Source organism: Hylemonella gracilis, from assembly GCF_004328645.1.
GTDB classification, from domain to species: domain Bacteria; phylum Pseudomonadota; class Gammaproteobacteria; order Burkholderiales; family Burkholderiaceae_C; genus Hylemonella; species Hylemonella gracilis_B.
On sequence record NZ_CP031395.1, the window covers coordinates 3,398,162 to 3,424,211 of the forward strand.

Below are 26,050 nucleotides of genomic sequence, written 5' to 3' on the forward strand. Positions count from 1 at the left end.
GCTCCTCATCCTGGTCCTTGCCCATCGGCCCCGTCGCCGTGCCCCGGGCGTGGCCTGTCATGTATCCATCCGATTAAAACACCGCCGACGGACGGCCACCTGTCACGTCCGACGCCGCCAGAGCCCAGCGAGCGTGCTCGCACAAGAGGGGATCGGCCTCGGAATCGGCAAAGGGTTGCAAGGCGGCGCGGATCGCGGCCGAGTCCATGGCGCCAAGCGCCCCATCGCGCAAGGCATTGCCCAGGGCCACCAGAATATTGCGCCGCCAGCGCGCGTGACCAATGCGGCGAATGGCGCTGCCCTCGGTGCGGCGCAGGAATTCGGCTTCGTCCCAGGCCAGCAGGACGAGCAGGTCGCCATTGGCCATGCCCTCTCGAGCATCGAAATCCGGCAAGGTGCTGCGCTGTGCGTATTTGTTCCAGGGGCAGACCAGTTGGCAATCGTCGCAGCCATAGATGCGCTGCCCCATCAGCGGGCGCAACGCCTCGGGGATCGCGCCGGGGTGCTCGATGGTGAGGTAGGAAATGCAGCGCCGCGCGTCCAGGCGACCGGGCCCCAGGATGGCCTGCGTGGGGCAGGCGGTGATGCAGGCATTGCAATTGCCGCAGTGCGGGCTGACCGGTTCGGTCGGCGGCAAGGCCAGATTGAGGAAGATCTCGCCCAAAAAAAACATGGAACCTGCCTCTCGGTCCAGCACCAGGGTGTGCTTTCCGCGCCAGCCCAGACCGCTGCCCGCGGCCAGCTCGGCTTCCAGCACGGGCGCGGAGTCGGTGAAGACGCGGTACTGGAAGGCCTCACGCGCGGCCTGGTCGACCTGACTGGCCTCGTCGCCCCGCCCGTCCGCAAATGCCGTACCCTGCTCCCGCAGGTGCTGTTCCATGCGGTCAGCCAGCTTCTTCAGGCGGGATCGCAGCACCTTGTGGTAATCCCTCCCACGCGCGTAGAGGGAAATCACGCCCTCGCGCGGTCGGTCCGGGGACTGGACACGCGCCAGCTCGGCGGCCTGCCAGCCCTCCGGGGTATCCCTGGGCAGGTAGTCCATGCGCGCGGTGACCACGCTGACCGTGCCCGGAACCAGCTCGGCGGGCCGGGCGCGCTTCATGCCATGGGCGGCCATATAGGCCATCTCGCCGTGGAAGCCATGCGACAACCAGGCCTTTAATCCCGCTTCGGCCGAAGATAAATCGACGTTGTGCACGCCAATTTGCGAAAATCCGAGCTCACGAGCCCAAACCCGGACTTGCGAGACGAATTGCCCTTTGTCGATGTGACTGTTGACCTGCACGCACCCATTGTAGAAAACCGCTTCTTGCGTGACGAAGCCGCCACGCAGGCCCTCGCGTCCACTCTCGCGACGGCATATGCGGCCCTGCCGACCCAGTCGCCCGGAGCACGGGGGGCCATCATCGAATTGCACGGCAACCTTGGTGCCGGCAAGACCACCTTCGTGCGCCATCTTTTGCGCGCCCTCGGCGTTACCGGCCGCATCAAGAGCCCGACCTACGCCGTGGTAGAGCCCCACGAGGTGCCCGCCACCGCGATCCGGCCCGCGCTGCCCATCTGGCACTTTGACTTCTACCGTTTCAAGGACCCGCGTGAATGGGAAGATGCCGGCCTGCGCGATCTGTACGCCAGCCCCGGCCTGAAACTGACCGAGTGGCCGGAGCAGGCCGAGGGACTGTTGCCCTTGCCTGACCTGGAGATCACGCTGAGCACGCCACCCAGCACTGACCACGACGCGGCAAGCGTTGGCGACACCGCTCGCCAGGCCACGCTGACCGCGCGCAGCGCCGTCGGTGCCACGCTGCTGCGCGCCATCACCGTGAGCGGGGCCAAGGCATGATGCAGCGCCGCGAGCTCCTCCATGCCGGCGCCGTCGTCCTGTTGCTGGGCCGTGCCGAACTGGCGCGCAGCGCCGCCACGCGCAATGGCCCCTCCATCGTGGCCGTGCGTGTCTGGCCGGCCGAGGACTATTCCCGCGTCACGCTGGAGTCCGACGCCCCCTTGCAGGCCAGGCAGACCTTCATCAGCCAGCCCCCGCGGCTGGCGGTGGACATCGACAACCTGACACTCAACCCCACCTTGCGCGAGTTGGTGGCCAAGGTACAGGCCGATGACCCCAACATCGCGGGCATCCGGGTCGGGCAGTACACCCGCAGCGTGGTGCGACTGGTGATCGACCTGAAGCAGGCCATCGAACCCCAGGTCTTCGCGCTCAAACCCATCGAGCCCTACCAGCACCGCCTGGTGTTCGATCTCTACCCCAAAGCCAGCACCGACCCCCTGACCGCCTTGATCGCCGAACAGCTGCGCCAGGCCCAGGACGCCGACAAGAAGTTGCCGCCCGTGGTCAGCGGCCCCACCGGGGGCAAGGGCACCATCGGCACCGGCCAGGCGGTGCCCGAGGTGATCGACCCCTTGGCCGAGCTGATGGCCAAGCAAGGACTGCCGGCTGCAGCCACGCAGCCCTCGAGCACGGCCCGGGAACTACCGCCTGGCGGCGTTCCGCCCGAGCTGGTCCACGAAAGCACCACCGGCACCAATCGGCTCATCATCATCGCGCTCGACCCCGGGCACGGCGGCGAGGACCCGGGCGCCATCGGCCGACGCGGCACGCGCGAAAAGGACGTGGTGCTGCGCCTGGCTCGTCAGTTGCGCGACCGCATCAACGCCTCCCAGGTCAATGGCCACACCTTGCGCGCCTTCCTCACGCGCGATGGGGACTTCTTCGTTCCCTTGCATGTGCGCGTCAACAAGGCTCGACAGGTCAAGGCCGACCTGTTCGTGAGCATCCATGCCGATGCCTTCTACACCCCGCGCCCTCAGGGCGCGAGTGTGTTCGCGCTCAGCCACGGCGGCGCGTCCAGCAGCGCGGCGCGCTGGATGGCGGCCAAGGAAAACAAGGCGGACCTGATCGGCGGGGTCAACATCCAGACACAGGATGTGCAGGTGCAACGCGCCCTGCTGGACATGAGCACCAGCGCGCAGATCCGCGACAGCCTGCAACTGGGCGGCACGATGCTGCAGGAGATCGGCCGCGTGGGCAAGCTGCACAAGCCGCGCGTGGAGCAGGCGGGTTTCGCCGTGCTGAAGGCGCCGGACATCCCGAGCGTGCTGGTGGAAGCGGCCTTCATCAGCAACCCCACCGAGGAAGCGCGGCTCAACAGCGCCAGCTACCAGCGGCAACTTGCCGACGCCCTGATGAAGGGCATCGAAGGCTATTTCGCGAAGAACCCGCCACTGGCCCGGACTCGCAGCCTCTGAGCGGTCGCAGCCGTTCAGCGGCTCGATGGAGGTGCTTCAGTCGTCCAGGTGGGGGCGTGACAGCCCTTCCGCCGGCTCGCCGGTTTCGGGGTCGATCCAGTCGGCGATGCCAAGTTCGCTCTCGGCCTCCTCCAGGCTCTCGCCGGGCTCCGGCGCATCCAGATCGGCGGCGGCTTCCATATCGGTCTGAGCTTCCCCAAAGGTGTCGTAGGGGCCGTACTCCCGGCCTTCCTTGCCATCTGCGTCGGCCAGGCTCCAGTAATAACCCCCTGGGCGCTTGATGACCTGCCCCACGAACTGCTCCACGGCCTCCGGCACAGCCTTCATGCTGGACGTGATGGGAATGGGATCGTCCGCGAGCGGGAGCGGCTTTTTGTTCGGCATGGACCGATATTCACGCAGCACAGCCTGATCCGCAAGCTGGACATTCATCCATTGCCGGTAACGGTCGTATCAAATCATGGAATCGCCTGGCCAAGCCCACGACCGTTGCCTCTCAGGACGCCACGGCACGCTGGCGAGCGCGCCAGGCGCCGACCAGCACGATCAACCCTGGCAGCAAGATCATGGCCCAGATGATGAACTCCAGGTTCTGCTTCACCCAGGGCAGACTGCCCAGGAAATACCCGGCCGTGCAGATGCCCAACACCCAGATCGCCGCGCCCACGATGTTGTAGAGGGTGAACTTCACGCGGCTCATCTCGGCCACGCCGGCGACGAAGGGCACGAAGGTACGCAGAAAAGGCATGAAACGCGCCAGCACGATGGTGATGCCGCCGTACTTTTCGTAAAAAGCATGCGCGCGCTCAAACGCCTGCCGGTTGAAGAAGCGCGAGTTCTCCCATTGGAAGACCCGTGGCCCCACCAGACGACCGATGGAGTAGTTGCACTGGTCACCCAGAATCGCCGCCGCCAGCAGCACGGCGACGGCCACCGGGTAGCTCATCAGGCCGGCCCCGGCCAGCGCCCCCACGACGAACAGCAGGGAATCCCCCGGCAGGAAGGGCATGACGACCACGCCCGTTTCGACAAAGACGATCAGGAACAGCAGGGCATAGACCCAGATGCCGTAAACCTCAACGAATGCCTGAAGATGCTGATCGACGTGGAGGATGAAGTCAGTCAAGAAGGTGATGATTTCCATGGGCCGGGATTATCCCTGCCCGTCTGCGACCTGCGGCCCCGCAAACCCGGACCCCGTCCGGGCTTAGCCTCAGACCGGCTCCGGACTCAGGGCGACGAACTTGCCAGAGAATGCGCCGGTTTGGCATTCCGTGGGTGACATGGCGCCCTCCTTTTTCATCGAATGCGGCCGATTAGGGGGATTTCCTGGTGACCGACTTGCGGTATCGACTCGCCCCGGGCGCTTCGCGCGTCGGGCCGCCTAAAATGAAGACGTGAACGCCCCTCTGCCCTCCGTGCCCCGACGCCCCATCCGCGAACTGCCCGATGAACTCATCAGCCAGATCGCCGCTGGCGAGGTGGTGGAGCGGCCCGCCTCGGTGGTGCGCGAGCTGGTGGACAACGCGCTGGACGCGGGCGCGACCCAGATCACCGTGCGCCTGCTGGCCGGCGGCGTGCGCCTGATCGCGGTCGAGGACGACGGCGGCGGCATTCCACCGAGCGAATTGGCAATCGCCCTGAAGCGCCACGCCACCAGCAAGATCGCCAGCCTGCAAGAGCTGGAGTCCGTCGCCACCATGGGTTTTCGCGGCGAGGCCTTGGCGGCCATCAACTCGGTCTCAGAACTCAGCCTCCTCTCGCGCTCGGCGGACCAGGCCACGGCCTTCATGCTCGATGGCCGCACAGGTGAGATCCAGCCGGCGGCGCGCAGCCAGGGCACCACGGTCGAGGTGAAGGAACTTTTCTTCAGCACGCCCGCCCGCCGCAAATTCCTCAAGACCGACGCCACCGAACTGGCCCATTGCATCGACGCCGTTCGGCGCCACGCACTGGCTCGGCCCGAGGTTGCCTTCGCCATCTGGCACGAAGGCAAGCTGGTCGAGCAATGGCGTGCCTGCGGCGTGACGCCCTTGACGCAGGACGCGAGCGCCGACAGCGATACCCAGATTGACCACGCCTTCAAGCAGCGGTTGGCCGATGTACTGGGCGAAGACTTCATCACCGCCTCCGTCACTGTGGACTACCAGGGCCGCGACGCGGGCGGACGGGCCATCCGCGTGCGCGGTCGCGCGGGCGTGCCCGACACCGCACGCAGCCGTGCCGACCAACAGTTCAGTTACGTCAACGGCCGTTATGTGCGCGACAAGGTGCTGACGCACGCCGCACGCAGCGCGTATGAAGATGTGCTGCATGGCCAACGCCAGCCGGTCTATGCCCTGCACATCGAGATCGACCCGACCCGGGTGGACGTGAACGTGCACCCGACCAAGATCGAGGTGCGCTTCCGCGACAGCCGCGAGGTACACCAGGCGGTACGCCATGCGCTGGAGGACGCCCTGGCCGCCCCGCGCGCGCAGGCCGCCGTGGCCGGCGAGATTGCCCCCGCCTACGCGCAACTGAGCGCCAGTCTTCCCCCTGCTGCGCCGGCATGGACCCAACCGGCCATGCGCTTCGACACCCCGGGCATCGAGACGCGTGAAACCGCGCCCCGGAGTTACGGCGCACCCTGGACCGGCGGACGCGCGGACGACACCCGCGGCGGCCACCCCATCCAGGACTTGGCCGCGCTCTGGCAACCGTCCGCAGCTAGCGCCACGCCTGCTGTCGGTGCACCGGGGCTGGACAGTCCGGACACCGGTGCCCCGCCCTCGACACGGAACGCCACCCCCGGGCAAGAAGGCTCGGACTGGCCCCTGGGCAAGGCCTTGGCTCAACTGCAAGGCATTTACATCCTGGCCGAGAACGCGCAGGGGCTGGTTATCGTGGACATGCATGCCGCGCACGAGCGCATCGTCTACGAGCGACTCAAGCAGCAGCTCGACCTGCACACGCTCACCAGCCAGCCCCTGCTGATCCCGGCGCCCTTCGCCGCCACGCCGCAGGAGGTGGCCACGGCCGAGGCCCACGCGGACACGCTGGCCAGTCTGGGCATGGAAGTGAGCGCCCTGTCGCCCAAGACCCTGGCCGTGCGCGCCGTGCCCAGCACCCTGGCCCAGGGCGACGCCGTCGAGTTGGCCCGTGGCGTGCTCGCCGAGCTCGCCGAACTGCCCCACGGCGAAGGCGCGCGCGTGATCGAACGCGCGCGCAACGAGATCCTGGGCACCATGGCCTGCCACGGCGCGGTGCGCGCCCACCGCCAGCTCACGCTCGCGGAAATGAACGCTCTGCTGCGCGACATGGAGCACACCGAGCGCTCCGATCAGTGCAACCACGGCCGACCGACCTGGCGCCAGGTCACGCTCAAAGACCTGGACGCGCTCTTCCTGCGCGGACGCTGAACGGATTCCCCCACGGCGGCACACACCACGGCGATCACGGCATCATCGGCGCCCATGAAACATCGGCGACTCTGGCTCATTCCCCTGATCCTCCTGTTGCTCTTCATCGGCCTGCTCGCGGGCTGCGGCACGCTGGACGAAAAGCAGCGCAGCTGGATCTTCCAGCCGTCGGACCGCAGTTGGTGGGGCGGTGAAAGCGCCGCCGAAGGCATGAGCGAGGTCTGGATCGACTTCATGGCGCATGCGCACGATGGTGACGCCGGCACGCCCCAGTCGGCACGCCTGCACGGACTGTGGCTGGCCCACCCCGATCTGGCACGCCGTCATCTGACGCCCGATGAAGCACCCGTGCTGCTCTACCTGCACGGAGCGCGCTACAACGTGGTGGGTTCGGCCCTGCGCGCGCGGCACATGCAGGCGCTGGGCTTCTCGGTACTGGCCATCGACTACCGCGGGTTTGGCAAGAGCACGGCCGCCCTGCCTTCGGAAGCCAGCGCCTACGAGGATGCACGCGCCGCCTGGGATTGGCTGGCACGGCAATACCCGGACCGACCGCGCTACATCTTCGGCCATTCCTTGGGCGGTGCCATCGCCATCGAGCTGGCAGCTCAGGTGCCGGACGAACGCGGCACCCTGGTCGAAGGCACCTTCACCTCCATCCCCGACGTGGTGAGCAGCTACAAATGGGGTTGGCTGCTGTTCTGGCCGCTGGACCGGGCGCTGATCACGCAGAAGCTGGAAGCCGTCAAACGGGTCGGCCAGATCGGCTCGCCCCTGCTGGTGGTGCATGGCAGCGAGGACCGCACGATCGCGCCCGCGCTCGGTCGCCAACTGTTCGAGGCGGCCACCGGCCCGAAACGCTTCGTGTTGGTGGAAGGCGGTACCCACCACAACACCAACACCATCGGCCAGCCGCAGTACCGTGCAGCGTTGGCGGAACTGTTTGGCCTGCGCACCGCGCGGGACACCCTGGGCGCACTCAGTCCGGCGCACTAGACCGCGCCCCATCGCCATCCCTCTTGGCCACCGAGTCAGCCCCGCCGATCTGCTAGCCTTGCGGCGATGTCTGCCCGCCAATCCGGCACACCGCCACCCCCCAGCACCACACCCATTCCCGCGCCGCCCGCCGCGCTGGCCATCGCCGGCCCCACGGCCAGTGGCAAGACGGCGGCCGCGCTGGCCATCGCGCGCGCCTTGGCGCCCACGCACCCCGTCGAGATCATCAGCGTCGACTCGGCCCTGGTCTACCGCGACATGGACATCGGCACGGCCAAGCCCGATGCGACGGAACGGGCGGTCGCGCCCCACCACCTGATCGACATCCGCGACCCCTCGCAGGCCTACAGCGCCGCGGAGTTCGTGTGCGACGCGACGCAGCTGATCCACGACGTTCACGCGCGCGGCCACCTGCCACTGCTGGTCGGCGGCACCATGCTGTACTTCAAGGCCCTGCTCGAAGGGCTGGACGACCTTCCCCCGGCCAACGCCTCGGTGCGCGCGGCGCTGGACGCCGAGGCGCGGATCCAAGGCTGGGCCGCACTGCACGCAGAACTGAGCCGCGTGGACCCGGTGACCGCGACGCGCCTGCCGCCGGGCGACACGCAACGCATCCAGCGCGCGCTCGAGGTGTACCGCCTGACGGGACGCCCCTTTTCGAGCTTCCACACCCGGGCCGACAGCACAGCCCCCCGGGGCAGCGCACACGCCATCACGCTGATTGCGTTGGAGCCGCAGGATCGCGCCTGGCTGCACGAGCGCATCGCGCGGCGCTTCGACGCCATGCTGCAGCAGGGCCTGCTGAACGAAGTGCGTGCCCTGCGTGCCCGCGGGGACCTGCACGCCGACCTGCCGTCCATGCGCTGCGTGGGTTACCGCCAGGCCTGGGAATTCCTGGATGCGCAAGAGGCGAACGAGGCAAGCAACGTGACGACACAAGCACTGGGCAAACCGCGCAAGACCCCAACCATGACACCAATGGACGAACTGCGCGAACGCGGCATCGCCGCCACGCGCCAACTCGCCAAGCGGCAGATCACCTGGCTGCGCGGCATGGCGCAAGCCGGCTTCGTGCGCCATGCGGTGGCCTGCGACGGACCGGATACGCAGGCTCGCGTGCTGGATCTGGCGCGGCAGTTCGCCGCCGCGCACATCAAGACTCCACCATCCACGCAAGGAAGAAGTGCATGAACAGACAACGTCGTCTGCTACTCGGCGCGGCGGGTTCCGCGGGCATGACCCTGGCGCTCTCAGCCTGCAGCACGCAACAGGCGCTGAACATCGCCATGGCCAAGGATCCCAAGGCCGCGCTTCAGAACATTGCAGAGAACCGGGTCGAGTCTTACAAGAGCAACCCTGAACTGCTGGTGGCCGACATCAAGCGGGCACAGGCGGAGTACAACAAACTCATGGAGACCTTGCGCAGGAACAGCGGCAGGCAATGGGGCGAACGCGAATCCGGCACGCTACCCAGCCGCACGCGCTACGTCAAGTACACGGATGACTACAAGAGCCGCGTCGTCGTCGATTACGACGCAGGGACCCTCCTGATCGAGCATCTGGACGACCCGCAGGTTCGCGACAAACTCAGACGCGCCACCATCGTCGCCCTGCTCACACCCAGCGACCCAGGGGCGGTGGACCTGTTTTCCGACAAGGAGGTGGTCTTGAACGGCACGCCCTATCTGCAGGGGCTGGTGGTCGACCAGAACAACGCGGTCATCGACACGCGCGGCGAAGCAGAAGCCTACGCCGGCTGGCTGAGCACCCACAGCGTGCAGCAACGCCAAATCGACGTCAATGGCAAACCCAAGACCGTCCACTACGTGCTGATGAAGATGGTCAACGCGAGCATCGACAAGCGCGCCGTGCGTTACGCCGGCATCGTGCGCAAGCACTCTGAGAAGACCCAGGTCAGTCGCAGCCTGATCTACGCCATCATCCGCACCGAGAGCGCATTCAACCCTTACGCAGTCTCCAGCGCGCCCGCCTACGGCATGATGCAGCTCGTGCCCTCCAGCGGCGGGCGCGACGCCTACCGCAAGGCACGCGGCGAGGACGTGATGCCGAGCAAGGAATTCCTCTTCGTGCCCGAGAACAACATCGAGCTGGGCGCGACCTATCTCGGCGTGCTGCTCCACGACAGTGCCCTAAACGACATCCGGGATCCGCTTGCGCGCGAATATTGCGCGATCGCCGCCTACAACACCGGGGCCAGCAATGTATTTCGCGCCTTCAGCGACAAGGCAGGCAAGGCCCGGCAGGACGAGGCGCTCGACCGCATCAACGCCTTGCGAGCGGACGCCGTCTACAACGCCCTGCGTCTGAAGCTGCCTTACGAGGAAACGCGAGGCTACATCGTCAAGGTCGTGCAAGCCAAGAAGGCTTACACGGCCATGTGAAGGCTCAGACCGCCTGGGTCACACCGCCCCAGCACGGGTAGTCGGTGTAGCCCGCGGGCCCCTCGGTGTAGAAGGTCGCGGGATTGTGAGCGTTCAGCGGCGCGCCAGCGCGAAGGCGCTCGGGCAGGTCGGGGTTGGCCAGGAAGGCAGTGCCGAAAGCCACCGCGTCCAGCTTGCCGTCAGCGATCGCCTGAGCGGCTTCCGTGCCGCTGTAGCCCATGTTGCCGATCAGCACGCCTTTGTAGGCGGCGCGCGCGGGCGTCATCAGGTCACCCTTTTGCAGACCCTTGAAGTCGCCGCGCATCAGGTGCAGGTAGGCCAGGCCGAAACGGTTCAGCTCCCCGGCCAGCCAGGCCGTCAGGCCCACGGGGTCGCTGTCCTTCATGCTGTTGAAACTGTTCAGGGGCGACAGGCGCAGACCTACGCGGTCGGCTCCCCAAACGCCGATGGCAGCGTCGATCACGTCGAACAGCAGGCGGGCGCGGTTCTCACGCGAGCCGCCGTAAGGACCGCCGCGCTGGTTGGCACCGTCGCGCAGGAACTCGTCCAGCAGATAGCCGTTGGCGCCATGCACCTCCACGCCATCGAAGCCTGCAGCCTTGGCGTTCAGCGCAGCCTTGCGGAACCCCTCGACGATGCCGGGCAGCTCATCATCACGCAAGGCGCGTGGCGTGGCGTACGCCACTTTACCGTTGGGGGTGTGCACCATGTCGCTGGTGATGGGAATTGCGCTGGGCGCGACGGGCTGGGCGCCGCCGTTCAGATCGGGATGGCAGGCCCGCCCGCCGTGCCATACCTGCAGGAAGATACGCCCGCCAGCCTGGTGGACGGCGTCGGTCACGAGCCGCCAGCCGTCGACCTGGGCCAGGGAGTGCACGCCAGGCTCCTTCCAGAAGGCCGAGTTGCCCTTCATGGCCATGGTAGCTTCGGCAATCAACAAGCCGCCGCTGGCACGTTGCGCGTAATGCTCGGCCATCAGGGCGTTCGGCAGATGCGCCTCGCCGGCGCGGGCCCGGGTGAGCGGTGCCATGAAAACACGGTTGGGCACGGTCAGCGCGCCCACTTTCAACGATGAAAACAAGGAAGCGGTCATGATGGTGTGGAAACGGGGCGTTGTTAAGGGAAAAGCCGTCCAGACGGCGACCAGATGGCGGCAGATTGCGTAGGAGCAGAATTGCCAAGGCGCAGGAAAATTCCTGAATCGGAATCAAGACCACGGCATTGTGCCGCCACGCCGCCACATGACCCACCCGGTTCATGCGCAGATGCACCCGCCCGGACCGCCTTGAACTTGCCTAAAGTCACCCCCGTGTATTAGGCTGGCGACATGACCGGCTGCGACGCCGAGAACAACCTACCAAGGAATCCCTCATGAGCTCCCCCGCAGGCACCGCCCGCCCTGAGAACGCACGCGCACACGAAGGCCAGCTCGGCAACAACCGTTTCGAGCTGCTGCTCTTTCGCCTCGGCCAGGCCAGCGACAGCGAACGGCGCGAGCTGTTCGGCATCAACATCTTCAAGGTGCGCGAGATCATGACCATGCCAGTGCTCACCAAGATGGTCAATGCGCCGCCGCATGTGCTGGGCGTGGCGAACATCCGTGGGCAAATCATCTCGGTGATCGATCTGCCCGCGCTGACCGGCTGCAAACCGCAAAAGGACGACCGCATCCTGCTCGTGACCGAGTTCGCGCGCACCACCCAGGGGTTTGCCGTCGAAGAAGTGACGGAAATCGTGCAGGTGGACTGGAAACACGTGCTGACTGCGGCGGGGCGCGGCGGCCAGTTCGTCACCAGCATCGCGCGGGTGGACGGTGATGTCGAGAACTCGCGCCTGGCCCAGGTGATCGACGTCGAGCGCATCCTGCACGACGTGCAACCCGAACACGCCAAGTTCGATCAGCCCACCGGTGGCCGCATCACCCTGCCGCCCGGCGTGGTGATGCTGGCCGCCGATGACTCCGCCATGGCCTGCGAGCTGATCCAGAAAGGCATGGAAGCCCTGGGTGTGCCCTGCGTCATGACGCACAACGGCAAGGAAGCCTGGGAGCAGCTGCAAACCATCGCCGCGCAGGCAGCCCGGGAAGGCAAACGTGCCAAGGACAAGGTTGCCCTGCTTCTGACCGACCTGGAAATGCCCGAGCTGGACGGTTTCAACCTGACCCGCCTGGTCAAGGCCAACCCGCAGTTCAACGACATCCCCGTCGTGATCCATTCCTCGCTGACGGGCACTGCCAGCGAAATGCAGGCCAAGAGCGCGGGGGCGGACGCCTACATCACCAAGTTCCACATCGACGAACTGGCGGACAAGCTGCGCGAGGTTTTGGCCAAACGCTGACCTTCACCCCCCTGCGGCTGCCATCCTCTGAATCCGTGGGCGCGGACGGACACAGGCCCGCCGCAAGGCGCGTTTCACGCCAGCCGGCTATGCTCTGCCGCCATGCCCGACACCGCGATGCCCATCCCCCCTGCTGCCCCCTCCGTTCCCGAGCCGCCTCGCGCCCGGCCTCAGTCCCTGAGCGGACTCGGGCCGTTCCTGCGGCCCTACCGGGGACGCATCGTGCTCGCCCTGGTCTTTCTGGCCCTGGCCGCGGCCGCCACACTGGCCTTTCCGCTGGCCCTGCGCACCCTGATCGACCAGGGCTTGACCTCGCCAACCTCGGCCCAAGGCCGGGGCGAACAGTTGCTGGCCTTGCGCGAGCATTTCGCCCTGCTGTTTGGGGTGGCGGCGGCCCTGGGTCTGTTTTCCGCCGTGCGCTTCTACCTGATGAGCTGGCTGGGCGAACGCGTCACGGCGGACCTGCGCAATGCCATTTACGCCCATGTGCTGCGGCAAAGCCCCGAATTCTTCGAGACCACGCAGACCGGTGAGGTGCTCTCGCGCCTGACCGCCGACACCACACTGGTGCAGACCGTGGTGGGTTCATCTTTTTCCATGGGTCTGCGCAGCACCGTCACCGGCCTCGGCGCGCTGGCCATGCTGGTATGGACCAACCCCTGGATCATGACCCAGGTGCTGGGCGTGCTCGTGCTGGTGGTGCTGCCAAGCGTCTGGTTCGGCCGCCGCGTGCGGCGCTTGTCGCGCGCCAGCCAGGACCGCGTGGCCGATTCCAGCGCCATCGCCAGCGAGGTGCTGAACGCGATTCCCGTGGTCCAGGGCTACACGGCCGAGGCGCGCGAAAACCACCGCTTCGCCGATGCCACCGAAAACGCCTTCAGCACCGCCCGGCGCCGGGTTCGGGCCCGTGCCGCGTTGATGGGTTTCATCATCGTCGCCACCTCGGCCGCCCTGCTCTGGGGGCTGTACCAGGGCACTCAAGCGGTGCTGGCCGGGCAAATCAGCGCCGGGCACCTGGGCCAGACCGTCGTCTACGTCATCATGCTGGCCAGTTCCTTCGCCGTGCTGGGCGAGGTCTATGGCGAACTGCTGCGCGCGGCGGGAGCCACCGAGCGGCTGATGGAGTTGCTGAACCTGCGCTCCCCCATCACCTCGCCAGCACAAGCCCTGGCCTTGCCCCCGACCGACGGTCCCAGCCACGTCCGCTTCGAGGCCGTGACTTTCCACTACCCCTCGCGCCCCACGCAGGCGGCTCTGAAAGACTTCACGCTCGAGGTCCGCCCTGGCGAGACCGTGGCCTTGGTCGGCCCCAGTGGGGCGGGCAAGAGCACGGTGCTGCAGTTGCTGCTGCGCTTCTACGACCCGCAAACCGGCCGCATCGTGCTGGACGGCGCGCCCATCCACCGCTTGAAACTGCAAGACCTGCGCGCGCGCATGGCCCTGGTGCCGCAGGAGCCGGTGCTGTTCTCGGCCAGCGCGCTTGAAAATATCCGGTACGGTCGTCCCGACGCGAGCGACACGCAAGTTCATGCCGCAGCGCAAGCCGCCCACGCGGACGACTTCATCCGCGCCCTGCCCGAGGGCTATGACACCTTTCTGGGTGAACGCGGCGTGCGCCTGTCGGGCGGACAACGCCAGCGCATTGCCATCGCGCGCGCCATGCTCAAGAACGCGCCCCTGTTGCTACTGGATGAAGCGACCAGCGCACTCGATGCCGAGAGCGAACGCATGGTGCAGGCTGCGCTGGAATCCGCCATGCGTGACCGCACGACACTGGTCATCGCGCACCGACTGGCAACGGTGCAGAAAGCGGATCGCATCGTGGTCATCGATCAGGGCCGCATCGTGGAACAGGGCACGCATGCGGAACTGACCGCGGCAGGCGGGCTTTATGCGCGACTGGCGGCCTTGCAGTTCAAATCCTAGTGTTCTTCCGCCCCGCTTCAGATGGCTGATCGTCTGAACAAAAACCTGTCCGCAGGCCGGCCTGAGTGAACGTCGCGCCGGGCTTCACCGGGTCCGCGTGGCGCAACAACCCCGCACTACCGTCCTAGGCGGCTGCAGTGCCACTCACTGCAATGGCCCCTCGATGCCCTCGGGCAGGAACAGTGGCATCACGCTGATGCCCTCCTCCATCAAGGCCTCGGCCTCCTTGGGCGAGGTCTTGCCTCGGATGCCACGCTCTTCGCTTTCGCCATAGTGGATCTTGCGCGCTTCCTCGGCGAAGCGCTCACCCACATCCTCGGTCTGCTGGGCCACATGGCGCGCGAACTGCAGGTACGCAGCCTGCAAGGCCCGCAGAGAATCCGCGCCCGCCGCCTCAACCGCGGTGGCATTACCGTCCTGGACGTCCGCCCTTGCCGGCTCCGATGGGCCTGCGATCGCCGCGCTCGGCTTGGCCCCCAGATTGATGCGCGGAGCACTCGGCAATTTGTGCACGGCCTTGTCACCACACAAGGGGCATTCGAGCAAGCCGCGTTCAGTCTGGTTGGCGTAGTCCTCTTCCGAGGCAAACCAGCCTTCGAAAGAGTGGTGCGCACCACAGCGAAGGTTGAAGACTTTCATGGCCGCGATTCTCGGGTGTTCCGGTTCAACCTGCCGGCGTAGGGGCGCTGCCCGGGTCGGCATGCCAGTCCAGTGTCCAGGCACCGGAGAGAACGTTCTGCAGCCAGAGCAGACAACTCAGGCTTTTGGCATCGGTGAGCTCACCAGCACGGCTCCAATCCAGCAACTGCGCGGGCGTGGCCGTGGACACGTCGAGGAACTCCCCTTCGTCGAGCTGGCGTTCACCCTGCCGCAGGCCGCGCGCGAAGTAGATGTGAAGCACTTCGGTGGAATAGGCGATGGCCAGGTGCATCTCGCCCGCCTTGGCCCACTCGCGGGCGGTGTAACCGGTTTCCTCCAGCAGCTCACGCCGCCCGCAGCGCAGCGGGTCTTCCCCCGCATCCAGCTTGCCAGCGGGAAACTCGACCATCACCCTGCCCACGGGGTAACGGTACTGACGCTCGATGACCACGCGACCATCTTCCAGCAGGGGAACGATGACCACGGCGCCCGGGTGCGTGACGTACTCACGGGTGGCGCTGCGGCCATCAGGCAGGGCCACGGTGTCACGGCGGGCTTCCAGAAAGTTGCCCTTGAACAGCGTCTCACTGGCCAGCCGCCGCTCGATCAGATGTTCGTCAGCCTTGTGCATGAGATTCTGTGGAGTGGCTCACGCCCCAGAAGAGGCACCTCAGGGGCGCCTTCTGAGATAACGCCAGACAAAGCCTGGAAACGCGAGCGTCAGGAACAGCGTCGCCGTGACGGCATAGAACTCCCAACCCTGCGGGGCGATGCGGCCAGCACGCTGTTCCAGCCAGAGGCCGATGCCACCGACCAGAAAGTACAGCAGCACCAGTTCCAGCAGGCGCAAGCCCAGGTTCTTGGGGGCCAGGGCAGCAGGCACAGGCACGACAGCGAGCAGACGCTCGGAGAAGAAAGGCAGGTTGGCCGCCGACAGCGCGAGCAGGATCAGGAACCAGATGGCACCGCTGGACGAACTCATCGGATCTCCGGGACAGCCACCGTCAGGCGCTAAGCATCTGCACGATGGCGCGAGCGCAGAGAATCATCAGGCCACCGGGCAGGATGCCGAGCACGAGCACCAGCAGGCCGTTGACCGTCAGCACGGCCCGGGTACCCAAAGGCGCGCGCACCCCTTCACTGGCGGGGCCTTGCGCGGCAGGCGCGTCGAAGTACATGACCTTGACCACGCGCAGATAGTAAAAGGCGCCGACCAACGACATGATGACCGCGAAGATGGCGATGCCCAGATTCAGCACGCTGCCGGAAGCGATGAGGGCCTGCAGCACGGACAGCTTGGCGTAGAAGCCGACCATGGGCGGAATGCCGGCCAGCGAGAACAGGCAGATCGCCATCACCGCCGCGTACAGGGGACTGCGCTGGTTCAAGCCGGTGAGATCGCTGATCTCCTCGCTCTCGAAACCCTCACGTGCCAGCAGCAGGATGATGCCGAAGGTGGCCAGCGTGGTCAGCACGTAGCTCAGGATGTAGAACATGGCCGAGCTGTAGGCATTGGCGGCGAATCCGGCGTGCCCGTTCACGACACCCGACATCAGGCCCAGCAGCACAAAGCCCATCTGCGCGATGGTGGAGAAGGCCAGCATGCGCTTGAGGTTGGTCTGAGCGATGGCGGCGAAATTGCCCACCAGCAACGAGGCCACGGCCAGGATCATCAACATCTGCTGCCAGTCGAACCACAGCGGCAGCATGCCCTCGACCAACAGGCGGATGACGATGGCAAAGGCCGCCAGCTTGGGCGCGCCACCGATCATCAATGTGATGGCGGTGGGCGCGCCTTGGTAGACGTCCGGAATCCACATGTGGAAGGGCGCGACGCCGAGCTTGAAGGCCAAGCCAGCGACGACAAAGACGATGCCGAAAGTCAGAACCTGTGGGTTCACCAGGTCGGAGTTGGTGACACGGAACACCTCGTTGATGTTGAGCGTGCCGGTAGCGCCGTACATCATGGACAGGCCGTAAAGCAGCAAGCCCGAGGCCAGCGAACCGAGCACGAAGTACTTCATCGCCGCCTCGGTGGACTGGGCGTGGTCACGACGCAGGGCCACCAGGGCGTAGCTGGCCAAGGTAAGCAACTCCAGGCCCAGGTAGATCATCAGGAAGTTGTTGCCGCCGATCATGATGAACATGCCCAACAGCGCGAACAGGGACAGGCTGAACAGCTCACCACCACGCAGCATGTCACGGTCACCCGCGTAGGCGCGACCGTAGATCAAGGTCAACATCACGGCGAGGGCGGAGAAGCACTTGAGCCAGTTGCCCATGGGGTCACTGACCACCATGTTGGACAGACCATAGACCGTGGCGCTGGTGTTGGCGTAGAAGGCCTGCAAGACAGCCACGGCGCCCAGGGTGATCAGGGTCAGCACGAAGCTGCCCGTGCGCAGGCGGCTCTTGACCAGCAGATCCAGCAAGGTGATGGCGCAGGCCATGACGAGCAGGACCAACTCGGGGAGGACCGCGATCCAGCTAAAGGCATCAATCATTTGGGTACTCGCTAATCGTTTTGATGCGGTGGTTCAATGCGTCGAAGGCACGCGCTCAATTGCTGATTCCGATGCCAGGCACCGGCAGCTTGGAGACGGCCACATGCTTGAGCAACTCGGCCACGGAGGCGTTCATCACGTCGGTGAAGGGCTTGGGGTCGACACCCATCCAGAGCACGGCCAGCGCCAGCACGGTCAGCATCAGGAACTCGCGGCCGTTGATGTCGGTCAGTTCCTTGACGTGGTCATTGGCCACCGGCCCCAGGTAAACGCGCTTGAACATCCACAAGGTGTAGGCAGCGCCGAAGATCAGAGCCGTAGCAGCCAGCAGACCAACCCAGAAATTGGCCTTGACGGCGCCCAGGATGACCATCCACTCGCCGACGAAGCCTGCCGTGGCGGGCAGGCCGCAGTTGGCCATGGCGAACAGCAGCGCGAAGGCCGTGAACTTGGGCATGGTGTTGATGACGCCGCCGTAATCCGCGATTTCGCGCGAATGCATGCGGTCGTAGAGCACGCCGATGCAGAGGAACATGGCCCCGGACACGAAACCATGGGCAATCATCTGCACCAGGCCACCACTCACGCCCAAGTCATTGAAGAGGAAAAAACCCAGGGTCACGAAACCCATGTGCGCCACGGACGAATAGGCCACCAGCTTCTTCATGTCCTGCTGGACCAGGGCCACCAGGCCGACGTAGATCACGGCAATCAGCGACAGCGTGATCATCAGCCAGGCCCATTCGTGCGCGGCGTCCGGCGCGATCGGCAGCGAGAAGCGCAGAAAACCGTAGGCCCCCAGCTTGAGCATGATCGCCGCCAGCACGGCGGAACCGCCCGTGGGGGCTTCGACGTGCACGTCAGGCAGCCAGGTGTGCACCGGCCACATCGGCACCTTCACGGCAAAGGCCGCGAAGAAAGCGAAGAAGATCAGGGTCTGCGCCGTGCCCGTCAGCGGAAGCTGGTGCCAGGTTGCGATGTCGAAGCTGCCACCCGAGGCCAGGTACAGATAGATCAGCGCCACAAGCAGGAGCAGCGAGCCCAGCAAGGTGTAGAGGAAGAACTTGAAGGCCGCGTAGATCTTGTTCGGCCCACCCCAGATGCCGATGATCAGGTACATCGGGATCAGTGTGGCTTCGAAGAAGACGTAGAACAGAAGGCCATCCAGCGCGGAGAAGACCCCGATCATGAGGCCGCTCAGGATCAGGAAGGCGCCCATGTACTGGTTCACGCGCTCAGTGATGACTTCCCAGCCCGCGATCACCACGATCACCGTCATGAAGGCGGTCAGCAGCACGAACCAGAGCGAGATGCCGTCCACGCCCACCTGGTAGTTGACGTTGAAACGCGCCATCCAGACCGTCTGCTCGACGAACTGCATGGCCGCCGTGCCGTTGTCGAAACCGGCCCACAACGGCAGCGTGACCAGGAAGCTCGCCAGCGCCCCGATCAAGGCGACCCAGCGCACCGCGCGCGCCTGACTCTCACGCCCAAGCGTCAGCAGCAACACGCCGAAAGCAATTGGCAACCAGATTGCCAGGCTCAGCAAACCCATTCTGTTCTTCTCCAGTAATACCCAGGCCGACGACTTACAGGCCGAACATGACGCGCAGCGAGGGCCAGGTCACGAAGTACGACATCAACACCACGATACCGACGATCATGACCAGCACGTAGTGGTACAGATAGCCGGACTGCAGCCGACGCACGACACCCGCCACCTTGCCCACCAGCTTCCAGCTGGCGTTGACCAAGCCGGTCTCGATCACACCCTGGTCTCCGCCCTTCCACAGGCCCAGGCCCAGGCCGCGCGCGGCGCGCGCGAGGATGTTCTCGTTGATCCAGTCCATGTAGTACTTGTTCTCCAGCACGACGCGCAGCGGCTTGAAAACGCGATCGAGCGCGGCCGGAATGGCCGGCGCCAACATGTAGAACACCCAGGCCGTCACCACGCCAGCCAGCGCCAACCACAGCGGCGCGGTACTGAGGGCATGGCTGGCCATGCCCAGAGGACCGTGGAACATGGCCCGCAGCTCTTCCATTACAGGGTGTTTGGTCGCGTCGACGAAGATCGCGTCCTTGAAGAAGTCGCCGTAGAGCAGTGGCTCGATGGTGAAGTAGCCAATCACGACCGAAGGAATCGCCAGCAGGATCAGGGGCACCGTCACCACCCAGGGCGACTCATGTGGCTTGGCGTCGTGGCCATGGCCATGATCGTCATGGTGGTCATCGTGGTGCGCGTCCGGATTCTGGTCGTAACGCTCCTTGCCATGGAAGACCAGGAAGTACATGCGGAAGCTGTAGAAGGCCGTCACGAACACGCCGGCCAGCACCGCGAAGCTGGCGAAGCCGCTGCCCCAGAGATGGCTTTCGTGCACGGCCTCGATGATGCTGTCCTTGGAATAGAAACCCGAGAACAGCGGCGTGCCGATCAGCGCCAGCGAACCCAGCAGTGAGGTGATCCAGGTGATGGGCATGTACTTGCGCACGCCGCCCATCCAGCGGATGTCCTGATTGTGGTGCATGCCCATGATCACCGAGCCCGCGCCCAGGAACAGCAGCGCCTTGAAGAAGGCATGCGTCATCAGATGGAACACGGCCACCGAATAGGCCGAGGCGCCCAGCGCCACCGTCATGTACCCCAGCTGCGAGAGCGTGGAGTAAGCCACGACACGCTTGATGTCGTTCTGGATGATGCCCAGGAAGCCCATGAACAGCGCCGTGATCGCGCCGATGACCATGATGAAGCTCAGAGCCGTGTCCGACAGCTCGTACAGCGGCGACATGCGCGCGACCATGAAGATGCCGGCCGTCACCATGGTGGCAGCGTGGATCAGCGCGGAAATCGGGGTCGGGCCTTCCATCGAATCTGGCAACCAGACGTGGAGCGGGAATTGCGCGCTCTTGCCCATGGCACCAATGAAGAGGCAAATGCAGATCACGGTGATCAGCATGGCATCCTGGCCCAGGATGTACCAGGGAAACTCAATCACGCCGAGCTGACTTGCCTTGGCGAAGACTTCGCCATAGTTCAGCGTGCCCGCGTAGGCCGCGATCAGGCCAATGCCGAGGATGAAGCCGAAATCCCCCACGCGGTTGACCAGGAAGGCCTTCATGTTGGCGAAGATGGCCGTGGGCTTGTTGTACCAGAAGCCGATCAGCAGGTAGGACACCAGGCCCACCGCCTCCCAGCCGAAGAACAGCTGGAGCAGGTTGTTGCTCATGACCAGCATGAGCATGGAGAAGGTGAACAGCGAGATGTAGGAGAAGAAGCGGTTGTAGCCCTCGTCCTCCTCCATGTAGCCGACGGTGTAGAGGTGCACCATCAGGGACACGAAGGTCACCACGCACATCATCATCGCGGTGAGCCCGTCCACCAGGAAGCCCACTTCCATCTTCAAGCCGCCAACCACCATCCACTCATAGAGGGTCGCGTTGAAACGCGCGCCGTCCAGCGCCACGCTCTTGAGCGTGAACGCGGAAAGGATGAAAGCCACCAGCACGCCAAGGATGGTGACGCCGTGCGAGGCACGACGGCCAAGCAGGTTGCCACCCAGCTTGGTGCCAAAAATACCGGCCAGCGCGGCGCCGACCAGCGGCGCGAGCGGCACGGCCAGCAGGGTGGATGCGTTCAGGGTTGCACTCATGTCGTTCTTGCCTTTTTCTTGCCCCGGTGACCCGTCAGCCCTTCAGCTCGTTGAGTTCTTCCACGCTGATGCTGCTCTTGTTACGGAACAGCAGCACCAGGATGGCCAGACCGATGGCGGACTCGGCCGCAGCCACGGTCAGGATGAAGAACACAAAGACCTGGCCGTGCATGTCGCCCAGGTAATGCGAGAAGGCCACAAAGTTGGTGTTCACGGCCAGCAGCATCAGTTCGATGGCCATGAGCAGAACGATGAGGTTCTTGCGGTTCATGAAGATGCCGACCACCGCGATCGCGAACAGCGCGGCACCCAGCGTGAGATAGTGACCCAGCGTCAATGTCATGCTTTTTTCTCCTCGGTGGCGGCGGACTCGGCCACAGGCTCGGCCGGGCGCGTGGTTTCCACCTTGACGAGCTGCAGCCGGTCCGCGGCGCGCACGCGCACCTGGATGGAAGGATCGATGGCCTTGCTGTCCTTGCGTGCGCGCAGCGTCAGGGCAATGGCGGCGATCATCGCCACCAGCAGGATGGCGGCGGCGATCTGGATCGGCCACACATAACGGGTGTAGAGCAGGATCCCAAGTGCTTTGGCGTTCGATTCCTCCGCAACACCGGTGGGCAACTGGGCCGCCACCTGCGGATCGACCATGTCGAAGCCCGTGAGCAGCACCGCAGCCATTTCAACGACCACGATGCCGCCCAGCAGCAGGGCGAGCGGGAGGTGCTTCCAGAAGCCCTGGCGCAGCTGGTCGATGCGGATGTCCAGCATCATGACCACGAAGAGGAACAGGACCATCACCGCGCCCAGGTACACGAGCACCAAGGCCACGGCGAGGAATTCCGCCTCCAGTAACAACCAGATGGCGGAAGCCTGCGAGAACGCAAGCATCAGAAACAGCACGGCGTGCACGGGGTTGCGCGCCGTGACGACGCGCAGCGCCGCGATCAGCAGCACCGCCGCGAACAGAAAGAAGAAGCCGGTTTTGACGTCCATGGTCGTAGGAAAGATCCGTTGCGATTCAGGCCTGAAGGGTTGTGCGTGTGGCTGGTGTCCGCTTGACGCCTAACGCCAGGCGCGCGAGTTTCCTCAGCGGTATTTGGCGTCCGCCGCCTTGGCGGCGGCGATTTCCTTTTCGTACCGGTCGCCCACGGCCAGCAGCATGTCCTTGGTGAAGTACAGATCACCGCGCTTCTCACCGTGGTATTCAAGGATGTGTGTCTCGACGATGGCATCCACCGGACAAGCTTCCTCGCAGAAGCCGCAGAAGATGCACTTGGTCAGGTCGATGTCGTAGCGCGTGGTGCGGCGCGTGCCATCGGCGCGCGCGTCACTCTCGATGGTGATGGCCATCGCGGGGCAGACCGCCTCGCAGAGCTTGCAGGCAATGCACCGCTCCTCGCCGTTTTCATAACGACGCTGGGCGTGCAGGCCTCGGAAGCGCGGGGACAACGGAGTCTTCTCCTCGGGGTATTGCAGCGTGACCTTGCGCGCGAAGGTGTAGCGCCCGGTCAGGGCCATGCCCTTGAGGAGCTCCACGAGCATGAAGCTCTTGAAGAAATCCTTGACTGAGAAGGCGCGCACAGCGGCAGGCGAGGTGGTGGAAGCAACAGTCATGACAACTCTCCTCGGCTGTCGCCGGACCGCCCCAAGGCAGACGACGCCCCCTCGGGGGATAGCGAATACACGAAGTGATGAGCGTGGAGGTTCATGCTCAATTCCAGATGTTCCACGACGTCTGCATCCAGATGCCGACGACGATCAGCCACACCAGGGTGACCGGGATGAAGATCTTCCAGCCAAGACGCATGATCTGGTCGTAACGGAAGCGCGGGAAGGTGGCTCGGATCCAGATGAAGCAGGACACGATGAAGAAGGTCTTCAAGCCGAGCCAGATCCAGCCGGGGATGAAGTCCAGCGCGGCCACTGGCGCGGACCAGCCACCCAGGAACATGACCACCGCCAGGATGGACACCAGCCACATGCTGGCGTATTCCGCGAGGAAGAAGATGGCAAAGCCCATGCCCGAGTACTCGACCATGTGACCGGCCACGATTTCGGCCTCGCCTTCGACCACGTCGAAGGGATGCCGGTTGGTCTCGGCCACCGAAGAGATCAGGTAGACCACGAAGATGGGCAGCAGCGGCAGCCAGTTCCAGGACAGGAAGTTCAGGCCCATGGCGGCGAACTGACCCTGCTCCTGCGCCTGCACGATGTCGGTCAGGTTCATGCTGCCCGTCACCATGAGGACGACGAGGAAGCAGAAACCCATGGCGATTTCATAGCTCACCATCTGCGCCGAGGCGCGCAGGGCGCCCAGGAAAGCGTACTTGGAGTTGGAGGCCCAGCCCGCGATGATGACGCCATAGACCTCGATCGAGGTGATGGCCATGATCAGCATCAGGCCGACGTTGACATTGGTCAGCGCGACGTCCGGTCCGAAGGGAATCGCCACCCAGGCCGCCAACGCGGGCATGATGGCCAGCATGGGGCCGAGCACGAACAGGCCTTTGGCCGCCGCCGTCGGCTGGATGATTTCCTTTGTCAACAGCTTGAGCGCGTCGGCGAAAGGCTGCAACAGGCCCATCGGACCAACCCGGTTGGGACCCAGGCGCACCTGCATGAAGCCCAGCAGGCGACGTTCCCACAGCGTCAGATAGGCCACGGCGATCAGCACGGGCAGCAGCACGCTGACGATCTTGATGAGAGTCCAGATCACGGGCCAGGCGATACCACCCCACCAGCCCGCGGCGATCAGGTTCAGGCCTGCGTTATAGAGCGTGTCTATCATGATTAAAGGCTCCCCACGCTTGCCACGTCGTGTGCTGCGCTGCCCCCCAAGGGGGCCTTCGCGTCGGCCGTCAGTTGCAGCGAGGTGGCGCGGCGCACCAGCCCGTCCAGTTGATAAATCGCCGCGCTGACCGGTTCACCGGCCGGCGTCGACAGGTTGATGGCAACGCCGGTGGCATTCGACAGCTGCGCGGGCTGGGCCGTCGCGGCAGCCAGCACGTCCTGCGAGGCATCGAAATCAAAGCCCGGCAAGGCCAGTAGATTGCCCAGCACGCGCAGCACCTTCCAGGCCGGGCGCGTCTCGCCCAGAGGCTTGACTACCGCATGGAAGCTCTGCACGCGGCCTTCGGCATTGACAAAGCTGCCCGAGGTTTCGCTGAAGGGAGCGATGGGCAACAGCACGTCGCTGAAGGCGAGGTTGGTCTTGAAGGGCGACAGGGTCACGACCATCTCGGCCTTGCCCAGGCCCATCGCGGCCACCGGCCCCGCCACGGTGTCTTCGGGTTCAACGTTCAGCAGCACGACCGCCTTGCTCTGCCCGGCCAGGATTTGCGCGGCGTTCAGGCCCGCGCCCTGCGGTTGGGCGCCGACCCATTGCGCGCCCACGGTGTTGGCCGCCTCGGTCAGGTAGCCCACAGAGGCCCCTGTCTGGGCGCCAATCCAGTTCGCCAGCGCCAGCAGCGTCGATGCATTGGCCGCATGCGCGGCAGCGTTGCCCAGCAGCACGGCCTTGCGTTCGCCGCCCAGCAGCGATTGGGCGATCGCCGTCGCCTCGGGCGTGGTTTGCGCCGACATCGGTGCGGTGACGCCTTTCTCGGCGGCCACGGCCGCAGCCACGGCAGCCAGGGCCTGCGCCCACTGAGCGGCATCGCTCACCACCGCGTTCGCCACCGGCAACGCCCACGCGTCGGTATTCTTGTAAAGCTTGGCCGAGGTGATGGTGTTGACCTGCGCACCATGGCGCGCGGCCTGGCGGATGCGTTGCGCGAACAGCGGATGGTCCTTGCGCAGGTTGCTGCCGACGACCAGCACGCGCTGGAGCTGGCTCAAGGCGGCGATGGGCAGGCCCAGGTGGCGCACCCCCTCGCTCTTGGTGAACTCGGCATGGCGCAGGCGGTGGTCAATGCTGTCACCGCCCAGGCCGCGTACCAGATTCGTCGCCAGGAACAACTCTTCCAGCGTGCTGTGCGGGCTGACCAGGGCACCAATGCTGTTGGCGCCGTGCTGGGCCTTGATGTCGCGCAGGCCGGTGGCCACGTACTCGAGCGCGGTCTGCCAATCCACTTCCTTCCACTCACCGCCCTGCTTGAGCATGGGCTGCGTGAGGCGGTCCGGACCATTCAAAGCCTCGTAGGAATAGCGGTCGCGGTCGGCGATCCAGCATTCGTTGACCGCGTCGTTCTCAAGCGGAACCACGCGCATGACCTGGTTGTTCTTGACCTGCACGATCAGGTTGGCGCCGGTGCTGTCGTGTGGGCTGACCGATTTGCGACGCGACAGTTCCCAGGTGCGGGCGCTGTAGCGGAAGGGCTTGCTGGTCAGCGCGCCGACCGGGCAGATGTCGATCATGTTGCCGGAGAGCTCGGAGTCAACCGACTTGCCGACGAAGGTCTCGATCTCGGAATGCTCGCCGCGGTGGCTCATGCCCAGCTCCATCACGCCGGCCACTTCCTGGCCAAAGCGCACGCAGCGGGTGCAGTGGATGCAACGGCTCATCTCTTCCATGCTGATGAGCGGGCCCACGTCCTTGTGGAAGACCACGCGCTTTTCTTCCTCGTAGCGCGAAGCCGAGGCACCGTAGCCCACGGCCAGGTCCTGCAACTGGCATTCACCGCCCTGGTCGCAGATGGGGCAATCCAGCGGGTGGTTGATCAGCAGGAACTCCATGACCGACTGCTGGGCCTTGATGGCGCGGTCGCTCTTGGTGCGCACGATCATGCCCTGGGTCACGGGCGTGGCACAGGCCGGCACCGGCTTGGGCACCTTCTCCACGTCCACCAGGCACATGCGGCAGTTGGCGGCAATGCTGAGTTTCTTGTGATAGCAGAAATGGGGGATGTAGGTTCCGGCCTTCTCGGCGGCATGCATGACCATGCTGCCTTCGACCACCTCCACCTTTTTGCCGTCAAGTTCGATTTCAACCATAG

Annotated in this window: 23 protein-coding genes; 8 read left to right on the forward strand and 15 right to left on the reverse strand. The window is 65.2% G+C overall.

The window, feature by feature from the left end; all coding sequences use genetic code 11:
• Positions 1-73 precede the first annotated feature (73 nt).
• Entirely contained in the window at positions 74-1,285 is a 1,212-nt protein-coding gene (gene queG, locus DW355_RS15810) for a tRNA epoxyqueuosine(34) reductase QueG (RefSeq protein ID WP_131281512.1), read from the reverse strand.
• A 24-nt stretch (positions 1,286-1,309) separates the two neighbouring features.
• On the opposite strand from queG, the gene tsaE reads away from it, so the two are divergent.
• Positions 1,310-1,843: a tRNA (adenosine(37)-N6)-threonylcarbamoyltransferase complex ATPase subunit type 1 TsaE gene (gene tsaE / locus DW355_RS15815; protein ID WP_131281514.1), complete on the forward strand. Its 534-nt coding sequence runs from the start codon at positions 1,310-1,312 to the stop codon at positions 1,841-1,843.
• Positions 1,840-3,264 (forward strand): N-acetylmuramoyl-L-alanine amidase, encoded by a 1,425-nt coding sequence (locus DW355_RS15820; protein WP_131281516.1) that lies wholly within the window; start codon positions 1,840-1,842, stop codon positions 3,262-3,264. Before tsaE ends, DW355_RS15820 begins: the two co-directional genes overlap by 4 nt.
• Positions 3,265-3,300: 36 nt before the next feature.
• On the opposite strand, the gene DW355_RS15825 is transcribed toward DW355_RS15820, so the two are convergent.
• Both DW355_RS15825 and DW355_RS15830 read right to left on the reverse strand, forming a co-directional pair.
• Positions 3,301-3,648: a hypothetical protein gene (locus tag DW355_RS15825; RefSeq protein ID WP_242671219.1), complete on the reverse strand. Its 348-nt coding sequence runs from the start codon at positions 3,646-3,648 to the stop codon at positions 3,301-3,303.
• A 112-nt stretch (positions 3,649-3,760) separates the two neighbouring features.
• Complete coding sequence (locus DW355_RS15830; protein WP_131281518.1) at positions 3,761-4,408, reverse strand: DedA family protein; 648 nt, start codon at positions 4,406-4,408, stop codon at positions 3,761-3,763.
• A gap of 253 nt (positions 4,409-4,661) precedes the next feature.
• Here DW355_RS15830 and mutL point away from each other — a divergent pair, with 253 nt between their 5' ends.
• The 4 genes from mutL to DW355_RS15850 all read left to right on the forward strand — a co-directional run bounded on the left by mutL (position 4,662) and on the right by DW355_RS15850 (position 10,063).
• Positions 4,662-6,665 (forward strand): DNA mismatch repair endonuclease MutL, encoded by a 2,004-nt coding sequence (mutL, locus tag DW355_RS15835; protein WP_131281519.1) that lies wholly within the window; start codon positions 4,662-4,664, stop codon positions 6,663-6,665.
• 54 nt (positions 6,666-6,719) lie between these two features.
• Entirely contained in the window at positions 6,720-7,661 is a 942-nt protein-coding gene (locus DW355_RS15840; protein WP_131281521.1) for an alpha/beta hydrolase, read from the forward strand.
• Between the two features lie 66 nt (positions 7,662-7,727).
• A complete protein-coding gene (miaA, locus tag DW355_RS15845; RefSeq protein WP_131281523.1) occupies positions 7,728-8,852 on the forward strand; it encodes a tRNA (adenosine(37)-N6)-dimethylallyltransferase MiaA in 1,125 nt (374 codons plus the stop codon).
• Positions 8,849-10,063 carry a murein transglycosylase domain-containing protein gene (locus DW355_RS15850; RefSeq protein WP_131281525.1) on the forward strand — a complete coding sequence of 405 codons (1,215 nt, stop codon included), beginning with the start codon at positions 8,849-8,851 and terminating at the stop codon, positions 10,061-10,063. The genes miaA and DW355_RS15850 overlap by 4 nt, the downstream gene beginning before the upstream one ends.
• Before the next feature lie 4 nt (positions 10,064-10,067).
• Here DW355_RS15850 and DW355_RS15855 read toward each other — a convergent pair whose 3' ends face one another.
• On the reverse strand, positions 10,068-11,156 hold the full coding sequence (locus DW355_RS15855) for an alkene reductase (protein ID WP_131281527.1): 1,089 nt from the start codon (positions 11,154-11,156) through the stop codon (positions 10,068-10,070).
• Between the two features lie 278 nt (positions 11,157-11,434).
• On the opposite strand from DW355_RS15855, the gene DW355_RS15860 reads away from it, so the two are divergent.
• Positions 11,435-12,400 carry a chemotaxis protein gene (locus DW355_RS15860; RefSeq protein WP_131281529.1) on the forward strand — a complete coding sequence of 322 codons (966 nt, stop codon included), beginning with the start codon at positions 11,435-11,437 and terminating at the stop codon, positions 12,398-12,400.
• A gap of 117 nt (positions 12,401-12,517) precedes the next feature.
• Positions 12,518-14,326 carry an ABC transporter transmembrane domain-containing protein gene (locus DW355_RS15865; protein ID WP_131282809.1) on the forward strand — a complete coding sequence of 603 codons (1,809 nt, stop codon included), beginning with the start codon at positions 12,518-12,520 and terminating at the stop codon, positions 14,324-14,326.
• Between the two features lie 144 nt (positions 14,327-14,470).
• Here DW355_RS15865 and DW355_RS15870 read toward each other — a convergent pair whose 3' ends face one another.
• The 11 genes from DW355_RS15870 to nuoG form a co-directional block, all read right to left on the reverse strand.
• Positions 14,471-14,965 carry a DUF1178 family protein gene (locus DW355_RS15870; RefSeq protein ID WP_131281531.1) on the reverse strand — a complete coding sequence of 165 codons (495 nt, stop codon included), beginning with the start codon at positions 14,963-14,965 and terminating at the stop codon, positions 14,471-14,473.
• A 25-nt stretch (positions 14,966-14,990) separates the two neighbouring features.
• Positions 14,991-15,596 (reverse strand): NUDIX domain-containing protein, encoded by a 606-nt coding sequence (locus DW355_RS15875; RefSeq protein WP_131281533.1) that lies wholly within the window; start codon positions 15,594-15,596, stop codon positions 14,991-14,993.
• Positions 15,597-15,635: 39 nt separating this feature from the next.
• The gene (locus DW355_RS15880) at positions 15,636-15,947 is read right to left on the reverse strand and encodes a DUF2818 family protein (RefSeq protein ID WP_131281535.1); all 312 of its coding nucleotides are present in this window, start codon (positions 15,945-15,947) and stop codon (positions 15,636-15,638) included.
• Positions 15,948-15,969: 22 nt separating this feature from the next.
• Positions 15,970-17,469 carry an NADH-quinone oxidoreductase subunit NuoN gene (gene nuoN, locus DW355_RS15885; RefSeq protein WP_131281537.1) on the reverse strand — a complete coding sequence of 500 codons (1,500 nt, stop codon included), beginning with the start codon at positions 17,467-17,469 and terminating at the stop codon, positions 15,970-15,972.
• 55 nt (positions 17,470-17,524) lie between these two features.
• Positions 17,525-19,024 (reverse strand): NADH-quinone oxidoreductase subunit M, encoded by a 1,500-nt coding sequence (locus DW355_RS15890; RefSeq protein WP_131281539.1) that lies wholly within the window; start codon positions 19,022-19,024, stop codon positions 17,525-17,527.
• A 34-nt stretch (positions 19,025-19,058) separates the two neighbouring features.
• Entirely contained in the window at positions 19,059-21,116 is a 2,058-nt protein-coding gene (nuoL, locus tag DW355_RS15895) for an NADH-quinone oxidoreductase subunit L (RefSeq protein ID WP_131281540.1), read from the reverse strand.
• Between the two features lie 34 nt (positions 21,117-21,150).
• Positions 21,151-21,459 (reverse strand): NADH-quinone oxidoreductase subunit NuoK, encoded by a 309-nt coding sequence (nuoK, locus tag DW355_RS15900; protein WP_131281542.1) that lies wholly within the window; start codon positions 21,457-21,459, stop codon positions 21,151-21,153.
• Positions 21,456-22,109: an NADH-quinone oxidoreductase subunit J gene (locus tag DW355_RS15905; protein WP_131281544.1), complete on the reverse strand. Its 654-nt coding sequence runs from the start codon at positions 22,107-22,109 to the stop codon at positions 21,456-21,458. Before DW355_RS15905 ends, nuoK begins: the two co-directional genes overlap by 4 nt.
• A gap of 93 nt (positions 22,110-22,202) precedes the next feature.
• Positions 22,203-22,730: an NADH-quinone oxidoreductase subunit NuoI gene (gene nuoI / locus DW355_RS15910; protein ID WP_131281546.1), complete on the reverse strand. Its 528-nt coding sequence runs from the start codon at positions 22,728-22,730 to the stop codon at positions 22,203-22,205.
• 97 nt (positions 22,731-22,827) lie between these two features.
• Positions 22,828-23,904, reverse strand: coding sequence for an NADH-quinone oxidoreductase subunit NuoH (gene nuoH, locus DW355_RS15915; RefSeq protein ID WP_131281547.1), 1,077 nt, complete (start codon positions 23,902-23,904; stop codon positions 22,828-22,830).
• A gap of 2 nt (positions 23,905-23,906) precedes the next feature.
• Positions 23,907-26,048, reverse strand: coding sequence for an NADH-quinone oxidoreductase subunit NuoG (gene nuoG, locus DW355_RS15920; protein ID WP_131281549.1), 2,142 nt, complete (start codon positions 26,046-26,048; stop codon positions 23,907-23,909).
• Between the last annotated feature and the right edge of the window lie 2 nt (positions 26,049-26,050).

Excerpts from the sequence above, each read along its gene's own strand:
- nuoG (WP_131281549.1), bottom strand. The coding sequence starts at position 26,048 with ATGGTTGAAATCGAACTTGACGGCAAAAAGGTGGAGGTGGTCGAAGGC.
- nuoI (WP_131281546.1), bottom strand. The coding sequence starts at position 22,730 with ATGACTGTTGCTTCCACCACCTCGCCTGCCGCTGTGCGCGCCTTCTCA.
- DW355_RS15825 (WP_242671219.1), bottom strand. The coding sequence starts at position 3,648 with ATGCCGAACAAAAAGCCGCTCCCGCTCGCGGACGATCCCATTCCCATC.
- DW355_RS15820 (WP_131281516.1), top strand. The coding sequence starts at position 1,840 with ATGATGCAGCGCCGCGAGCTCCTCCATGCCGGCGCCGTCGTCCTGTTG.
- nuoH (WP_131281547.1), bottom strand. The coding sequence starts at position 23,904 with ATGATAGACACGCTCTATAACGCAGGCCTGAACCTGATCGCCGCGGGC.
- DW355_RS15890 (WP_131281539.1), bottom strand. The coding sequence starts at position 19,024 with ATGGGTTTGCTGAGCCTGGCAATCTGGTTGCCAATTGCTTTCGGCGTG.
- nuoL (WP_131281540.1), bottom strand. The coding sequence starts at position 21,116 with ATGAGTGCAACCCTGAACGCATCCACCCTGCTGGCCGTGCCGCTCGCG.
- DW355_RS15870 (WP_131281531.1), bottom strand. The coding sequence starts at position 14,965 with ATGAAAGTCTTCAACCTTCGCTGTGGTGCGCACCACTCTTTCGAAGGC.
- nuoN (WP_131281537.1), bottom strand. The coding sequence starts at position 17,469 with ATGATTGATGCCTTTAGCTGGATCGCGGTCCTCCCCGAGTTGGTCCTG.
- miaA (WP_131281523.1), top strand. The coding sequence starts at position 7,728 with ATGTCTGCCCGCCAATCCGGCACACCGCCACCCCCCAGCACCACACCC.
- nuoK (WP_131281542.1), bottom strand. The coding sequence starts at position 21,459 with ATGACATTGACGCTGGGTCACTATCTCACGCTGGGTGCCGCGCTGTTC.
- DW355_RS15905 (WP_131281544.1), bottom strand. The coding sequence starts at position 22,109 with ATGGACGTCAAAACCGGCTTCTTCTTTCTGTTCGCGGCGGTGCTGCTG.
- DW355_RS15860 (WP_131281529.1), top strand. The coding sequence starts at position 11,435 with ATGAGCTCCCCCGCAGGCACCGCCCGCCCTGAGAACGCACGCGCACAC.
- DW355_RS15840 (WP_131281521.1), top strand. The coding sequence starts at position 6,720 with ATGAAACATCGGCGACTCTGGCTCATTCCCCTGATCCTCCTGTTGCTC.
- DW355_RS15880 (WP_131281535.1), bottom strand. The coding sequence starts at position 15,947 with ATGAGTTCGTCCAGCGGTGCCATCTGGTTCCTGATCCTGCTCGCGCTG.
- DW355_RS15875 (WP_131281533.1), bottom strand. The coding sequence starts at position 15,596 with ATGCACAAGGCTGACGAACATCTGATCGAGCGGCGGCTGGCCAGTGAG.
- DW355_RS15830 (WP_131281518.1), bottom strand. The coding sequence starts at position 4,408 with ATGGAAATCATCACCTTCTTGACTGACTTCATCCTCCACGTCGATCAG.
- DW355_RS15865 (WP_131282809.1), top strand. The coding sequence starts at position 12,518 with ATGCCCATCCCCCCTGCTGCCCCCTCCGTTCCCGAGCCGCCTCGCGCC.
- DW355_RS15855 (WP_131281527.1), bottom strand. The coding sequence starts at position 11,156 with ATGACCGCTTCCTTGTTTTCATCGTTGAAAGTGGGCGCGCTGACCGTG.
- DW355_RS15850 (WP_131281525.1), top strand. The coding sequence starts at position 8,849 with ATGAACAGACAACGTCGTCTGCTACTCGGCGCGGCGGGTTCCGCGGGC.